The organism is Tannerella serpentiformis (assembly GCF_003033925.1).
Taxonomy (GTDB): domain Bacteria; phylum Bacteroidota; class Bacteroidia; order Bacteroidales; family Tannerellaceae; genus Tannerella; species Tannerella serpentiformis.
The window spans coordinates 2836316-2852068 of sequence record NZ_CP028365.1 but is presented as its reverse complement, the minus strand read 5'-3'; the positions used below and the strand labels follow the sequence as shown (position 1 = coordinate 2852068).

General features: G+C 54.0%; 10 protein-coding genes. 4 read left to right on the top strand and 6 right to left on the bottom strand.

The window, feature by feature from the left end; all coding sequences use genetic code 11:
• Positions 1–1054: 1054 nt before the first annotated feature.
• Positions 1055–1741 (top strand): hypothetical protein, encoded by a 687-nt coding sequence (locus tag C7123_RS12075; protein WP_107490670.1) that lies wholly within the window; start codon positions 1055–1057, stop codon positions 1739–1741.
• Positions 1742–2018: 277 nt separating this feature from the next.
• Here the strand turns inward: C7123_RS12075 and C7123_RS12070 are convergent, their stop codons facing one another.
• The 6 genes from C7123_RS12070 to C7123_RS12045 form a co-directional block, all read right to left on the bottom strand.
• On the bottom strand, positions 2019–3353 hold the full coding sequence (locus C7123_RS12070) for a DUF58 domain-containing protein (RefSeq protein WP_069176359.1): 1335 nt from the start codon (positions 3351–3353) through the stop codon (positions 2019–2021).
• A 147-nt stretch (positions 3354–3500) separates the two neighbouring features.
• Entirely contained in the window at positions 3501–4472 is a 972-nt protein-coding gene (locus tag C7123_RS12065; RefSeq protein ID WP_069175217.1) for an AAA family ATPase, read from the bottom strand.
• Between the two features lie 61 nt (positions 4473–4533).
• Positions 4534–5817 carry a DUF4350 domain-containing protein gene (locus tag C7123_RS12060; RefSeq protein ID WP_069175216.1) on the bottom strand — a complete coding sequence of 428 codons (1284 nt, stop codon included), beginning with the start codon at positions 5815–5817 and terminating at the stop codon, positions 4534–4536.
• A 3-nt stretch (positions 5818–5820) separates the two neighbouring features.
• Positions 5821–6450, bottom strand: coding sequence for a DUF4129 domain-containing protein (locus C7123_RS12055; protein WP_069175215.1), 630 nt, complete (start codon positions 6448–6450; stop codon positions 5821–5823).
• Between the two features lie 6 nt (positions 6451–6456).
• The gene (locus C7123_RS12050) at positions 6457–7395 is read right to left on the bottom strand and encodes a hypothetical protein (RefSeq protein WP_069175214.1); all 939 of its coding nucleotides are present in this window, start codon (positions 7393–7395) and stop codon (positions 6457–6459) included.
• Positions 7396–7444: 49 nt separating this feature from the next.
• Positions 7445–8434 (bottom strand): stage II sporulation protein M, encoded by a 990-nt coding sequence (locus C7123_RS12045; protein WP_069175213.1) that lies wholly within the window; start codon positions 8432–8434, stop codon positions 7445–7447.
• 784 nt (positions 8435–9218) lie between these two features.
• On the opposite strand from C7123_RS12045, the gene C7123_RS12035 reads away from it, so the two are divergent.
• The 3 genes from C7123_RS12035 (at position 9219) to C7123_RS12025 (ending at position 15748) form a co-directional block, all read left to right on the top strand.
• Complete coding sequence (locus tag C7123_RS12035; RefSeq protein ID WP_069175211.1) at positions 9219–10448, top strand: site-specific integrase; 1230 nt, start codon at positions 9219–9221, stop codon at positions 10446–10448.
• Positions 10449–10459: 11 nt separating this feature from the next.
• Entirely contained in the window at positions 10460–11674 is a 1215-nt protein-coding gene (locus tag C7123_RS12030) for a site-specific integrase (RefSeq protein ID WP_069175210.1), read from the top strand.
• A gap of 807 nt (positions 11675–12481) precedes the next feature.
• Positions 12482–15748, top strand: coding sequence for a SusC/RagA family TonB-linked outer membrane protein (locus C7123_RS12025; RefSeq protein ID WP_037984031.1), 3267 nt, complete (start codon positions 12482–12484; stop codon positions 15746–15748).
• The last annotated feature ends 5 nt before the right edge of the window (positions 15749–15753 follow it).

The following is a 15753-nucleotide window of genomic DNA, read 5'->3' as shown; positions in this document are numbered from 1 at the left end:
TGCCGTGGCCACCTGTGGGGCGTATGCAATACGCCCCTACACGGATACCCGGGAAAATGGCGATTTTCTTCTGCACCGGATAAAAACGAACCCAAAATCTGATGAATTTTCGTCCGTCAGGGTAGGGGCGTATTGCATACGCCCCACAGACGGCCACGCCAGAGGTCGAATGGGCGAAAAAATGGATAGAATTTCGTCCGTCAGGGTAGGGGCGTATTGAATACGCCCCACAGACGGCCACGCCAGAGGTCGAATGAATCTAATCCCCACCCAAAAATCCATTCCCTGAATAAAACGCGGCCTTATCCCCACCCGGTTTTCCATTCCCCGGATAAAACGTAACCCTATCCCCGCTGGGTTTTCCAATCCCCGACCGAAAAACATCCTCAACCTTGACGCATAAGGCATATTCCCAGCATAAAAGAACGCTATATGCGTTGCAGATTGAAATCTCCCGCTATAAAAGAACAACACATGCGGCGCGAATTCGTTTCTATCGTATGGAACGAATGCCATTTGCATTGCAGATCTTATCTTATAAGGATAAAAGAAGATCTTTTGCAACGCAGATTGTATCCTCCCGATCCATTAGGATCCTATATGCGGCGCAGATAGACTTCTTTTAATCCATGAAGATACCATCTGCAATGCATACGCACTTCTTTCTGATCAATAGATCGAAATATGCAATGCAGAATCACTTTTTTCAGTGTAAAAGATTCGCATCTGCAACGCATATCATATCCTTTCATATCGGGAACATACCTTATGCGCCGGGTACAGCCATCTCTTTCGGTCCGGGATTAGAAAACCCAATGGATCTGAGATTCATTTTCGGTCGGGGATTGGAAAACCTGATAAGAATAAGGTTACGTTTCGTTCGGGGAATAAAAGAATTGCCATTTTTTCGGGTACCCGTGTAGGGGCGTATTGCATACGCCCCACAAATGGTCAAGCAAATGGACAAATGAACGGAAAAATAAACCGGTTTTTGGTTCGTTTTTATTCGGGGAATCAAAAATCGAATCGGAATTAGATTCATCCGGCCCCTGCCGTGGCCGTCTGTGGGGCGTATGCTGTTGCGCCCTACACGGACGACCTGAAAAATGGCGATTTTTCTATCTGTTCGACCACTGCAGTGGTCGTTTGTGGGGCGTATGCTGTTGCGCCCTACACGGTTGACCTAAAAAATGGCGATTTTTCTATCTGTTCGACCACTGCCGTGGTCGTCTATGGGGCGTATGCTGTTGCGCCCTACACGGGCGACCTGAAAAATGGCGATTTTTCTATTCATCCGGCCTCTGGCGTGACCGTCTATGGGGCGTATTCAATACGCCCCTACACGAGCGGCCTAAAAAATGGCGATTTTTCTATCTGTTCGACCACCGGTGTGGCCGTTTGTGGGGCGTATGCTGTTGCGCCCTACACGGGCGACCTGAAAAATGGCGATTTTTCTATCCATTCGACCACCGGTGTGGCCGTTTGTGGGGCGTATGCAATACGCCCCTACACGAGCGACCTGAGAAATGGCGATTTTTCTATCCATTCGACCATTTGCATGGTCGCTTGTGAGGCGTATGCAATACGCCCCTACACGGGCGACCTGAAAAATGGCGATTTTTCTATCCATTCGACCACCGGCGTGGCTGTCTGTGGGGCGTATGCTGTTGCGCCCCTACACGGGTACCCAAAAAAATGGCAATTTTTCTTTCCGTTCGACCACCGGCGTGGTCGTCTGTGAGGCGTATGCAATACGCCCCTACCCTGTCGGACGAAAATTTATCGGGGTTTTGGTTCGTTTTTATTCGGAGAATCAAAAATCGAATCGGAATTAGATTCATCCGGCCCCTGCCGTGGCCGTTTGTAGGGCGTATGCAATACGCCCCTACACGGACAGACGAAAACCGGGCTGGTTTTTGGTTCGTTTTTATCCGGAGAAGGGGAAAATGGCCGGGGATAGCATGGATAGACATCCCCGGAAGGGCGTTTGGGGTTGTTCGATTGTAGTCGTTCGTTTTTTAGATCACATGCCGGGCCTTCATTTCGAGGTAACGGTTGATTACATCGACGGATAGACGCTCGGGAGCGGTCAAAAGGGCGTAGATGCCGTGGCGCTGGAGCAGGTTGACCACGTGTTGCTTCTCGGCAATGAATTTATCGGCAAGGGTTTGATCAAAATAGTCCGAGAGATGACGCGGCTTACGCTCGGCGAAGGCCGTTAGGGACGCGTTTTCGAAAAAAACGGCGAGGACGACGTGCCTGTTGGACAGGAATTTGAGCGCCTCGAGCTGGCGCTCCATGCCGACGACGCTGTCGAAGTTTGTATAGAGGATGAGCAGGCTGCGCTTGGTGATGTGCTTGTTGAGATGGACCGAGAGCGCGCTATAATCACTCTCGCCGAAGTCGGTGGCCTGTCGGTAAAGGCTTTCGAGGAGCTGCTGCATTTGCCCAGCCTGTTGGGAGGCGGGCAGGAAGGTCTCGAAATGGTTGGAAAAGGTGGCAAGGCCGACCTTATCCTCGCGGCGAAGGGCCACGTAGGAGAGGACGAGGCTGGCGTTGATGGCGTAATCGAGAAGCGTCATGCCGCGGAAGGCCGATTGCATGATGCGACCCTTGTCAATGACGCTGTAAACCTGCTGGGAGCGCTCGTCTTGGTAGGTGTTGACCATGATTTGGTGGCGGCGGGCACTGGCTTTCCAATTGATGGTGCGATAGTCGTCGCCGCGGACGTACTCTTTGATGTGCTCGAACTCGGTGTGGTGCCCCAGGCGACGGACACGCTTAATCCCGAGCTCGGTGAGGTTGTGATGGGCGGCGAGCAGCTCGTACTGGTTGAGCATGAGGTAGGACGGGTAGACCTTTACCTCTTGCGGCTGGCCGTCGGTGATGCGAGTTGTCACGAGGCCAAGAGGAGAGGTGATAAAGAGTCGGATGCGGCCGAAATTGTAGACGCCTCGACGGACGGGGCGTAGTCGGTAGACGATTTCTCGTTTTTCGCCACGTTTCAGATCCACGGGGAAGCGGACATCGCGGCGCTGGAAGATGTCGGGTAACTCGTCGATGATGTCTATGTGAACGGGGAGGAGATGGCGGTTCTCCACCGTGATGCGCACCTCATTCTCGTCGCCGTTGGAGAAGCGGTCTGCGCAGGTGCGGCGCGCCGTGATGGTTCCGAATCGCTTTCTAGAGGGCCACAGGAAACACACCAAAATCAAGGTTACCACACTAAACACTGGGCCGAGTTTCGATGGACTTAAAAGAACGAATAGACAGCCAAACAGAATGCCGCAGAAAATGAGGTAAAAAAGGGCCATGAGACGCCCTTTCTTACTTTGTAACGTCTCCCCCCACATGGTATCTATGTATGATAGAGTAAGAAGGATGTAGCCCAACCACCGGGCAGCCTCGTAACAGACGGGGAAGGCATAGCTCGCGAGGTAGAGCAGGAAAACGGCGGCGAGGACGACGAAGAAGCGCCGAGTGAAAAACATAACGCGGGCTTATTTGGGGACTTCAACTTGCTCGACCAGTCGACCGATGATCTTCACCGGGTTGTGCCCCTCCATTTCAGCCTCGGCCGTGAGGGTGATGCGGTGCTGAAGGACGGGGATGGCTACGGACTTGACGTCTTCGGGGGTGATAAAGTCGCGGCCATGGAGCAAGGCTAAGGATTTGGCTACCTGCATCATGGCGACAGAGGCGCGCGGGGAGGCGCCGAGGTAGACGGTGCGGGCGGTACGGGTACGGGCGACGATGAGGGCGATGTAACGCAGCAGGGCGGGCTCGACATAGACATGCCCGACGTAGTCGATGAGTCGGAGCAGCTCGTCCTTGGTGATGACGGGCTGAACGGACTCCAGGGTGGTCAGGCGACGGTTGGCGTGGTGGCGCTCCAGGATGCGGACTTCCTCGTCCAGAGTGGGATACTGCATGGTGATCTTCATCAGGAAGCGGTCGAGCTGGGCTTCGGGGAGCTTGTAGGTGCCTTCATGCTCGACGGGGTTCTGGGTGGCGAGGATGGTGTAGATGGGACTCATGGGATAGGTGGTTCCGTCGATCGTGGCCTGTCGCTCCTCCATGACCTCGAAGAGGGCGGCCTGCGTTTTGGCCGGGGCACGGTTGATCTCGTCGGCCAGAACGATGTCGGCAAAGATGGGACCGCGGTGGAAGTCAAATTCGCTGGTCTTCATGTTGAAGACCGACGTCCCGAGCACGTCCGAGGGCATAAGGTCGGGGGTGAACTGGATACGGGAGAAGTCGGCGTCGATCAGTGCAGCGAGGAGTCGGGCGGTGAGCGTTTTGGCTACACCGGGCACTCCCTCGATGAGGATGTGTCCGCGGGCGAGGATGGCGGCAAGTAGGAGATCGGCCACGCGCTCTTGTCCGACTACGACGTCGGAAATGGCAGCACGTATGCGGTTGATTTTCTCTGTGAAATCGGTCAGGTCAAGGGATGCGGTTCTTTGTTCCATTGGGATGATGAGTAGTTAGGATTAGTGGGGTGAGTTAGGGGTAGGCGCACTTTGGGGCGACCTATTTGAGCTTACGTTTCCAGTGATTGATGCCATCTATGGCGCGGCGCATGTCAGCTTCGGAGACGCGCGTGCCATCGCTAAGGAGATGCTTGAGACGGACGAAGTCGGCCGTCACTTCTTCGACGGGTAACCCGGTGCGTGCAGCCAGTCTTTCGGCTGCGGCTTTCGGATCGGGCTCAGTTTCGGGATCGGTGGCGTAGCGCCGACGGAGTTCGGTGCGGAAATAGAGATACTTTTTGCGGAGCAAGTCCTGATAGTCGCGCTTCTGATAGAAAAGGTTGCCGATGAGGCGCGTAAAGCGGAGCATCTCGTTGGCCGGGGGTGTGACGACGGGAATGGGGCGCTGTTTGCGCTGCGCAGCGTTCGTCATCAGCAGGAGGACGAGCAGGAGAAGGCTGTAAAAGGCTGCCTTGAGCGCGGGACTGTCGAAGATGGCCTTCAGCAAGCTCGGGCTGGCGGCGCTATGGCTCTCCTCAAGCCGCACGATCGGGTAGTTATCGGGAAAGTAGAGGAGGCGGAAGATGTACGAGGCATTGTCACCGTCCAAAATGCCGTAGTTGGTGAAGAGCAGCGGTGTGGAGACGATGAGGAGGGAACCGTAATCCCAGCGAGACTCCGCGTCCATATCATCCTCAGCGTCATTAGAGTAAAGGGACATGATGAGTGCGAGGGGGTGGTCGTGGTTATCCCTAGCCAAGAAGGCCATGTTGCGATCCAGCTCGCACTCTTGGAGCTCCAAGTAGACGGGATGGAGCTGCGGGAAGACGCGATAGAGGTGGTAGTCGTCGTCAATGCGATTGTCGTAGTAGATGGTGTCGCGGACGGGGTCGAGTCGCACGGCTTGATCGAAGACGTTGATTAGGTCCCGCTCGTTATACTCGACAGAGAAGCCAAAGGTCTCCATCATCTCCTCAGAGAAGTCGGAGGCGCAGATCACAACGTTGTGACCCTGTCGGAGCAGGCTGCGAATGTCGAGGAGCCCCGAGTCTGGCGGGGAGTAGACGTCTTGGATAAGGAGGTAGGTGCGCCGTTCGGATCGGGGCAGGATGCCGGTGTCGGGGTATTCCATGCGCACTTTGTAGAGGGACTTCTGCTCGACCCGATAGTCGTCGAAGGAGCTGGCGAGTACGTCGTCAAAGACGTAGCAGCCGAACGGTTGGCGGTCGTCGTGGAGATAGGTGGGCTTCCAAATGAAAGGGCGCGGTGTGTTGTACTGCACCAAGAAGACCGCAACGAAGAAGACGGCTATGAGCACGAAAAAGACAATGCGACTGCGTTTCATTCGTCAGGCTCCTTTCAGTATTTGTTGTTGTAGGTCGTGCATCTGATGGCAGAGTTCGGGTGTCGCACGGTAGTTGCCATAGCGGACGTGCAGGAAGATGTTCGTCAGGTCGCGGAAGGGGGGGCGAAGCGACTCGGGCTTCAGCTCGTAGACGTATTCGGTGGGCGTCTTGAAGATCTGAAAGCTGACCCACTCGAGGTCGGCTATCTGGCGGAGCGTTTGCAAGTAAATGAGGCGGACAGCGGCCTGATGATCGCCTCGGGCGAGGGCGTCGGAGAGGGCACGATCGAAGTCGGTGCCGTAGAGCTCTTCTTCCGTGACCTCTTCGTAATCCACGCCCAGCTTTTTATTGCGTAGAAAGAGGCTGGGCCTCTTCTTCCAGATAAACCAGATGACGACGATAAGGGCAAGGACGAAAAGCACAACGAGCGACCAGGTCACAATGCCGCTGGCTCGCTCCGCGTCGAGGCCGTGAAAGAGACGTTGCAGCAGGCGTGCGAGTCGACTGATCAGGGCCTCCCACCACGAGGTGTCGATGGGCTGCAACTGGCTGTTGTAGTCGTAGCGCGGATCGGCTTGGTAGCGGGCGATCTTGTCGAGATCGTAGGTGAGGGTGTCGATAGAGTCGATCATTGGTGGTCAGAGCTTAGAAAAGGAGGCAATGTCGGTGGCGGCGCTGACGCCCTCGTGCTTCTCGTGGAGGTGGAAGTACTCGAAGGCTATGCCGGTCATGGCTATGACCTGCGAGAGGTAGTAACCGTAGGATTGGATGATGCCGAGGATGTAGCTCGTGAGCTGAAACCAGAGGGTGTCCGCCATGCCATTGCCTTCGGTGTAGGAAAAGAGTTGGCCGATGAAGGTGAAGAGGTACCACGGCAGGTAGGTCACCATATTGACGATGCTACCGATGAGACCGAAGACAAGCATCAGTCCGAAGATCTCAAACCAGGCGGGCATGCCCCAACGAAAAGCCTGTCGGAAGGAGGCGAAGAAGGGGCGGTCTCCCAAGAGATAGAGCGGAGCGAAGAGCCACAGCGGCGAGATAAAGAGGAGGACGAGCAACAAGGTGACGGGAATGGTTGCAAGTAGTGTCCACAGGGAGCCCAAGAGCGCGGGAAGGCCGATGAAGGCGCCGACGAGGAGGGAGAGAAGCAGGCCGAAGAGCAGCACACGCACCGATCGCCCGACGAGGCGACCCAAGGGGGCACGCAACTCATCGAACGTGACACCGCGGAGCCCGCCTTCGCGTCGCTCGTAAGTCTGCATCAGACTGTAAAGCAGGGCCGAGAGGAGGATGTAGCCAGCGATGTAACAGCAGTAAACCCCCACCGCATGCGCAAGCACCCGGCTGATTACGTTGCTGAAGCTCGATTCGCCAGCCACGGGAAAATCGATGAAGGTGTTGCTCATGAGCTGATTCAGGAAGAAGGCCTGAACGAGACAGAGCGGCAGGATGAAGTAAAGCGAGTAACGGAGCAGGGGGCGCCAGCTATGACGCAGGTAGTCGAACGTGGTGTTCAGCTTTTCGCCGAAGGTGCGTTCGCGATAGAAGTTGATTTTAGGTGCGGGGGATTCCATATGCGTGTACAAGAGGTGTGACGACTGTATATAAATAGGTATAGGGCGATCAGGCCAGCCGGTCGGGGTCGTTGGCGGCCTCGGCCTCCACACGGCGGCGGACGTAGAGCGGATAGACGACCACGTAGAAGATCATCAAGACGAGGCTGAGCAGGATGTAGGCGGCACGGAGCGCGTCGGGCAGCTCCGTGTGGCGCGTGAGGAAGCTCTCCACGAAGGCGGCCAGGACGATGAAGGGAGCCACGCCGACGGCGAGCTTGAGTCCGCGCTTGGCCCCCTGACGAAAGGCGTAACCGCGCGGATAGGTGCCCGGAAAAAGCCAGCCGTTGCCTAAGGCGAACCCCGCGGCACCGGCGATGATGATAGACGCGATCTCGACGACGCCGTGGAGCCAGATCGACAGCACAGACTCCCACCCCACGCCGTGGCGGAAGAGGAAGGCTTGGAAGGTGCCGATCATGATGCCGTTGTAAAAGAGATGAAGGCCCGTCGCCACACCCGTAAAAAGGCCGAGGATGAAGATGCGGAAGCAGACGTAGAGATTGTTCGTGGCGATACGGAGGAACATCATCCATTCGTTCGAGATGTCATAGACGTCCATCGGCCGGCCAGCCGCGATGTTGCGGAGCGTCATGTCGACGTATTTGTCGCCCAGCACGAGGCGGGAGAAGTCGGTGTCTTGAGCGACCGAAAAGACGCCGATGGCGACGCTCACAAGGAAGACGAGGAGCGAATAAAACAGCTCGCGGCGCGATTCGTAGAAGGCCATCGGCAGCTCCGTGCGCCAGAAGTCGAGGATGCGCCCGCGATCCTCACGTTTGTTCTTGTAGAGCGTGTTGTGGAGGGCAGAGGCCAGATTGTTGAGGTAGATCGTGATGCGTGACGTGGGGTAATGGCTGCGCGAAAAGGCAAGGTCGGTGGTGATCGCCATGTAGGCGTCGGAGAGTCGCTCGGGATCCTCCTTCGCGGCCTGATCGACCACCCGCTCCAGGTCTTTCCACTTCTCGATGTTCTGCCGAATGAATACAATCTCTTTCACTGCGATTTATCTTTCTTGATCAATTGGCCGCAAATGTAACCAGACGAACGAATACGGCTGGGCAGCCACTCCCCGCCCCTCTTGCGCCACAGTTTTCACCTCACCTATGCGCTCCTATCAACCCTGTGTGATCAAAATTTGATCACGTGAGAGGTAAAAGAGCTCGTGCGTCATCAAAATTCGATCACGCGAGAGGTAAAAAAGCTCGTGCGTCATCAAAATTCGATCACGCGAGAGGTAAAAAAGCTCGTGCGTCATCAAAATTTCATCATGCGTCATCAAAATTTGATCACACGAGAAATAAAAGAGCTGGCGTGTCATCAAAATTCGATCGCACGAGAGGTAAAAACACTCGCGAGTCATCAAATTTTGATCATGTGCCAGCTTCCTCTTGCTCGCGTGTCATCAAATTTTGATCACGCACCAGCTTCTTGTTGCTCATGCGTCATCAAAATTTGATCACGCGCCAGCTTGTTGTTGCTCGCGTGTCATCAACTATTCCCCTTAAAAGCAGAAGAGCCGATGTCGAAGTAAGTGGACTGATTGTTAGGTGGAAAGGGGTGGATATGCTTCCGATTGCGTCGAGCGTAAAAGGCTGAAAAGTGCGGATCCGAGCAGAAGTTCAGTTACCAAACCATTACCCCGCTCCGCAACAGGTAACGATGGTGCAAAAGCTGGTAACTGGATACATCTTGCACATGGTTCTTTTGCATTGATATACAGGAATCTGCACAGGTAACGGGCGCTTTGGACCGGGTAATTTTGCCCACAGTTTTCAAAGCGTATGGATGACAAGAAAATGAAGGTGTTGCTCTACCTTAAAAAGAGCAGTCGTGACAGGTCGGGCAAGGCGCCGATCATGGGACGCATCACGCTGGGACGTTCCGTCGCACAGTTTAGCTGCAAGCTATCTTGTAACCCCGACTTGTGGAACCCGCGCGAAAGCCGAGTAGACGGGAAGAGCCGCGAGGCGGTCGAAGTCAATGGACGATTGGATAACCTCCTTCTTGCCGTTCAGACCTCCTATCAATCCCTGCTTTCCAAGGGTTCGCCGTTTGACGCGACAGACATCAAGGAGCATTTCCAAGGCAGCGTGCAGAGTCGAACGATGCTTTTGGAACGGTTCGATGGCCTGATCGAGGAAACGGAAGAGCACATCGGTGTAGACATCAAGGAAAATTCTTTGGCCTCGTATCGTCAGACGAGAGCGCAATTGCAGAGGTTCATTCGGGCGAAGTATAACGCTTCAGACTTGGCCTTTTCGCAGCTTACGGAGGACTTTATCAAACGATTCGAGCAGTATGTAACCGGAGAGGTTGGTCTAAAACAGAGCACTTGCTACAACATGATCGTCCTTATCAAGAAGGTCTGCAAACTGGCGTATCGAGAAGGCGCGGCAGACACCTTATTGTTCGACAATGTGCATGTAGACAAGGGGGATAGCCGACTGCCCAAAGCGCTCGATAAGGATGCGTTAGACAAGTTGAAAGCACTGCGTTTTGATAGCTTGGACGGGGATATGGAAACCTCCCGCAATATGTTTCTTTTTGCCTGTTACACCGGCGCGGCCTATTGCGATCTAATGGCACTGAACCGTGAGCATCTTGTTCGCGACGATGAGGGCAATCTTTGGCTGAAGTTCAGCAGGCAGAAGACAGGCGTCCTCTGCCGCGTAAAGCTGTTGCCCGAAGCTCTTCGATTGTTGGAGCAGCTACACAGCGATGCCAGAGAAACACTGCTTCCTTATATGAACTATGCCACCTATTTGTCTTGCTTGAAGGCGATTTCGCTAAGGGCCGGACTGTCTTTGCCGATCACCACGCACACGGCCCGACACACCTTCGCAACACTCGTCACCTTGGAGCAGGGCGTGCCCATTGAGACCGTCAGCAAGATGCTTGGGCATAGCACCGTGCGCATGACCGAGCGATATGCAAAAGTCACTCCCCAAAAGCTGTTTGAGGAGTTTGATCGCTTAATCTCTTTCACCGAAGATTTACACCTAACTATTTAACCGAAACCGATATGAGAAGTACATTCAAAATTCTATTCTACATCAACAGACAGAAGACGAAGGCGGACGGTAATACAGCCATCTTTTGCCGTGTCACCATCGATGGCAGAAGCACGACCATGACAACCGGCGAGGAATGTCTGCCGGCCGAATGGAACAGTGAGCAGGGGACAACTGGCGACAAGAAGATCAACCAACGCCTCGCAGCGTTCAGGGAACTCGTGGAAAAGACCTACACGGAAATGCTTACGAAGGACGGAGTAGTCAGTGCTGAACTACTCAAGAATCGCTTGCAGGGTGTTGCCGCTGCTCCTGCCACCCTTTTGGCTATGAGCGAGGCCGAACTGCAATCCGTTAAGGCATGCGTGGGTAGGTCAAGGTCTGAAGGCACCTATCGAAATCACACCTATTCGGACAAGATGCTTCGCGATTGGATAGAAAACAAAGGGCGAAAGGACATACTCATCGACGCTGTTACAGGAGACTTGTTTGAGGAGTTCCGTTTCTATCTCAAGAAGAAACGGTTTACAGCGAAGACGGTCAATCGGCACCTTTGTTGGCTCTGCCGATTGATGTATCGGGCGGTCAGCAAAAGGATCATTCGCTACAATCCTTTTGAAGATGCCACCTATGAAAAGGAGGAAAGGAAGATTCGCTTCTTGCAAAAGAGCGATGTAGCCAAGCTCATGGCGCTGAAAGTAAACGACAAGGAAGCAGAGCAGGCTCGGCAGATGTTCATCTTCTCCTGCTTCACAGGTTTGGCCATTGCGGATATGGAACGTCTGAAATTTTCGCATATTCAAACGGCGGCAGATGGCCGGAGGTATATCCGCAAGGAACGGCAGAAGACGAAAGTAGAATCCGTCGTGCCGTTACATCCGATCGCGGAGACTATCCTCAACAGACTCCGAGAAGAAGAGGAACAAACGGTGAAAGAGAAAGGTGACGACCTTGTCTTCCCACGTGGTTGCAGCCGCAGTACGATGAATAACAAACTGAGCACCTTGGGGTTGGCATGTGGTATCAGACAACGCCTGTCATTCCATATGGCGCGCCACACGTTCGGGACGTTGTCACTCAGCGCAGGCATTCCGATAGAGAGCATTGCCAAGATGATGGGGCACGCGTCCATATCCAGCACGCAGATCTATGCGCAGGTGACGGACAAAAAGATCTCGGAAGACATGGACAAGCTGATCCGAAAGCAACAAGCGGCATCAGCGTAATCCCCGGACGGCTGTTCCAACGTGAGGCGGTATGCTTTTTTCCTTTCATCGAATAGATCTTACTACATGGCTACAACGGGGATAACAGCTTGAGGAAATAGAAGTTAGAATGTCGTAGAAGCCCCAACCCCTTCATACTACCTTCCAACTACATAACACGATATGAGTTTCTTTTTCCCCGTAAAACTATGTTCTACATTGTTGTTACGTCATCAAACTTTGACCACGCAAGACGCTTTTTTCCTCTCCCGCGATCGAAATTTCTTCATGGAATGGCGCCTGTCGCTCGTGGCACTCTTACAGAAGGATGTTGGAGAACCGGAAATCTTTTCTTGTGAAAGGAAAGAGTAACATCTCCCATATTTTCAGCCGGTCACTTCCGTGATTTTTCTGAACCGACTTGTTTTAACGTTAAATCTTTATCTTTGCTACGGTTTCAAGGCAATAAAACAGATCCAGAATCAAACAGAAATTACGACGCCATGCCGCAAGTGATGATCGAATTGAAGCGATATACGAACCGGGGGGACCACCCGTCCGCCCGTTTGCATCGTATCGGTATGCCTCAAGCGCTGTCAGTTTTGGAAGCCGTTAAAAATACCCCCCCCGCACAATAAAAGTTTGCAAATTGATCTGTGTAGACGTCGTCAACTGCGCAGAACAACAAAAAAAGGAGAGGAAAGAGGTCGTCTTATGTGTCCTCAGTCCCCTTCCACTGGCTTGTGTCCTGACAGCAAGCGCAAAGTGTCTACTCCATCGCACTTCAAGTAACAACTATAGTATTAACCCATTTGAAAAACGAGAAGTATGAAAAGGAAATTATCCCTGCTGTTGATGTGCCTCGTTGTAGGCATCATGTGGGCTTCGGCCCAAACGCAAAGAGTCACGGGTACGGTAATCTCGGAAGAAGACGGATTGCCAGTCATCGGTGCCTCGGTTCTTGTGAAGGGAACGCACGTCGGTACGATCACCGACATGGACGGCAAATTCGTCATGACGGATGTGCCCAGTTCCGCCAAGTTGTTAGTTGTCTCATACATCGGTATGAGGACTCAGGAAGTCGCCGTAGCTCCCACGCTGCGCATTGTGCTCAAGCCCGCCACGGAGATGATCGACGAAGTGGTTGTCGTAGCCTACGGTACGCAGAAACGGCAATCTGTCGTGGGCGCCCAATCGTCCGTGTCATCTAAGGACCTGGAGAAACGCCCTATCACAAACGTTACGAGTGCCTTGAGCGGTGCCGCCTCCGGCGTACAAGTGACCACCTCCACCGGTCAACCGGGTGAATCCAGCACCCTCCGCATCCGTGGTTTTGGCTCCATCAATGCCTCCTCTGCCCCGCTCTACGTAGTGGACGGAGCCATCTACAACGGCGCCTTGGGCGACATTGCACCGGCAGACATCCAAAGCATCAGCATCCTCAAAGACGCCGCATCTACTGCCCTCTACGGCTCGAGCGCCGGTAACGGCGTGATCCTCATCACCACCAAGAGCGGCATGGGCGCACGCGACGGTAAGCCCAAGTTTACCTTCACCATGAATCAAGGTGCCACCCGTCGCGGACAGGCCGACTATGAGAAGGTCGGTGCAATGGACCACTACACCATGCGCTGGCAGCAGTGGTTCAACCAAGAGAAATACTCCAATGGCCGCAGCGACGACTTGGCCGGTAAACTGGCAGCGTATTACGTCTATCGCGACCTCCGCTATAACCCCTATGCTGGTCTGAAATCCGTCTACGAAGAGAACCCGGAGACCGGCGAGATCACCATGACAAACAACCCACACCAAGGCTGGGACACCTACCCGGCCATCGTAACCCCCGACGGCAAGCTGAATCCCGAAATCAACGGCCTCCTCTGGGGCGACGACATGGACTGGGAGAAGGCGCTCTTCCGCACCGGCTATCGCAGCGAGTACTCCCTTAGCGGCGGCTTGAATACGGACAAGATGAAGAGCTTCATGTCGATCAGCTACCTGGGCGAAGAGGGCTACAAACGCCACACCTCTTTCCAGCGTTTCTCTGGTCGCGGCAACCTCTCTTACGACGTCAATAAGTGGTTCTCCATCGGTAGCAACGTCTCTTTCTCGCGTGTGCACAACACGGCTCCGAAGACGGCAAGCGATAGCTATTCATCCAATCCGTTCTACTTCAAACGGAACATTGCGCCGATCTACCCTATCCACCGCCATAAAGCCGACGGCAGCTACGAGCTTGACGAACAAGGCAACAAGATCTATGACCACAATTACCTGCGTCCCTACAACGGTGGATTCAACCCCGTGCAAGAGGGTGAACTCGACCACTCTACTTTCGATCGCGACGCTATCACCAGCCGCTCGTTTGCAGAGTTTACTTTCATTCCTGAGTTGAAGCTGCGCACCAACCTCTCTTACGACCTCGTTCGTGGACTCTCCAAGAAACGCTACAATAACATCATGGGCGACCAGCCCGCAGGCTACTTGCAGATCTCGGACTATCGCTACTCTACCATCACCTTCAACCAGCTGCTGAGCTACAAGAAGAGCTTCGGCCTCCACAACTTCGACGCCATGCTGGGACATGAGATCTATTGGCTGCAAATGCAAAGCACCGATATGCGTAAAAAAGGTATGGGCATCTTGGGTATCGATGAAATGCCGAACCTCTCCACCCCGGTCAGAATAACCTCAGGCACGGACACCTATTCTAAAGAGGGTTACTTCGGTCGCGTGAACTACGACCTTGACAGCCGCTACAACCTCTCGCTCTCCTATCGTCGCGACGGAACTTCACGCATGGCTCCGGACAAACGCTGGGGTAACTTCTGGTCCTTCGGTGCCGGCTGGAACCTCGCCCAGGAAGCCTTCGCGAAAAAAGATTGGCTCGATGAGCTGAAACTCCGTGCCTCTATCGGACAGACGGGTAACGACCTCATCTCTTGGGCTAGCGATTCAGACGAAGACTCGTATTATGCTTATCGGACGCTGTACCAACTGGGATACAACAACGGAGATTATCCCGGAGTGCGCCTCGTAGAGCTGGGCAACTCGAACTTAAGGTGGGAGACACAGACAAGCACCGATATCGCCGTAGAGTTTGGCGTCTTCAATCGCCTGCGTGGTACGGTGGAATTCTTCAACAAGGAATCCAAGGACTTGATCTTCGGCTATCCTCTGCCCGAATCGAGTGGAGCGAAGTCCATCAACCGCAACATCGGTAAGGTGCGTAACTACGGCTTGGAGTTTGAACTGCAAGGCACACTCGTTTCCACCAAAGACTTTAAGTGGAACCTCAGCTTGAATGGTACAATTCTCAAGAACAAGATTGTCCGCCTGCCAGACGAAAACCGCAAGGACGGCATCGAGTTCAAGTATAAGAAGTATGAAGAAGGTCGCAGTGTCTATGATTTCTACCTCAACGAGTGGATCGGTGTAGACCCGAAAGACGGCATGGCGATGTATCGCTTAGACACGGAGAAATATGCCGACTATGCAGACCCCTCCAAGCCCAACTTTGTAGGCGTAGGTAAGGAAGGCGAAGCCGCTACATGGACGAAAGACGCCCGCTTCGCTCGGAAGCATTTCTGTGGCACTGCCATCCCCGACATCTACGGTGGATTCGGCACACGCGCCGAGTGGAAGGGCTTCGACGCGGAGATCCTCTTCTCCTACCAGCTGGGGGGAAAGACGTACGACACCGGCTATCAAGACCTCATGGGCCGCAGTCTGAACGGTGGACGCGCCATGCACAAAGACATGGAGAGAGCTTGGAAAAACCCGGGCGACCAAACCGATGTACCGCGCTTAGATGCTGGTAACGCTGGTCGGTATGACGCTGAACGCTCTGACCGCTTCCTCATCTCCAGCGATGCCCTGATGCTGAAGTCCATCAACGTGGGCTATACCTTCCCCCGCATGTGGGTCAAGAAACTCGGCGTTGACGAACTGCGCCTGAGCGTAGCTGCCGAAAACCTCTTCCTGCTCTCCGCCCGCAAGGGGTTGAACCCGATGATGAACTACAGCGGTGTGACGGCTACTGCCTTCTACGATTACGCCAAAACATTAACCTCAAGCATTTCCATCAAATTCTAATCCTG

Coding starts and splice junctions, on each gene's coding strand:
- C7123_RS12050 (WP_069175214.1), bottom strand. CDS start 7,395: ATGGAATCCCCCGCACCTAAAATCAACTTCTATCGCGAACGCACCTTC.
- C7123_RS12025 (WP_037984031.1), top strand. CDS start 12,482: ATGAAAAGGAAATTATCCCTGCTGTTGATGTGCCTCGTTGTAGGCATC.
- C7123_RS12070 (WP_069176359.1), bottom strand. CDS start 3,353: ATGTGGGGGGAGACGTTACAAAGTAAGAAAGGGCGTCTCATGGCCCTT.
- C7123_RS12060 (WP_069175216.1), bottom strand. CDS start 5,817: ATGAAACGCAGTCGCATTGTCTTTTTCGTGCTCATAGCCGTCTTCTTC.
- C7123_RS12030 (WP_069175210.1), top strand. CDS start 10,460: ATGAGAAGTACATTCAAAATTCTATTCTACATCAACAGACAGAAGACG.
- C7123_RS12065 (WP_069175217.1), bottom strand. CDS start 4,472: ATGGAACAAAGAACCGCATCCCTTGACCTGACCGATTTCACAGAGAAA.
- C7123_RS12035 (WP_069175211.1), top strand. CDS start 9,219: ATGGATGACAAGAAAATGAAGGTGTTGCTCTACCTTAAAAAGAGCAGT.
- C7123_RS12055 (WP_069175215.1), bottom strand. CDS start 6,450: ATGATCGACTCTATCGACACCCTCACCTACGATCTCGACAAGATCGCC.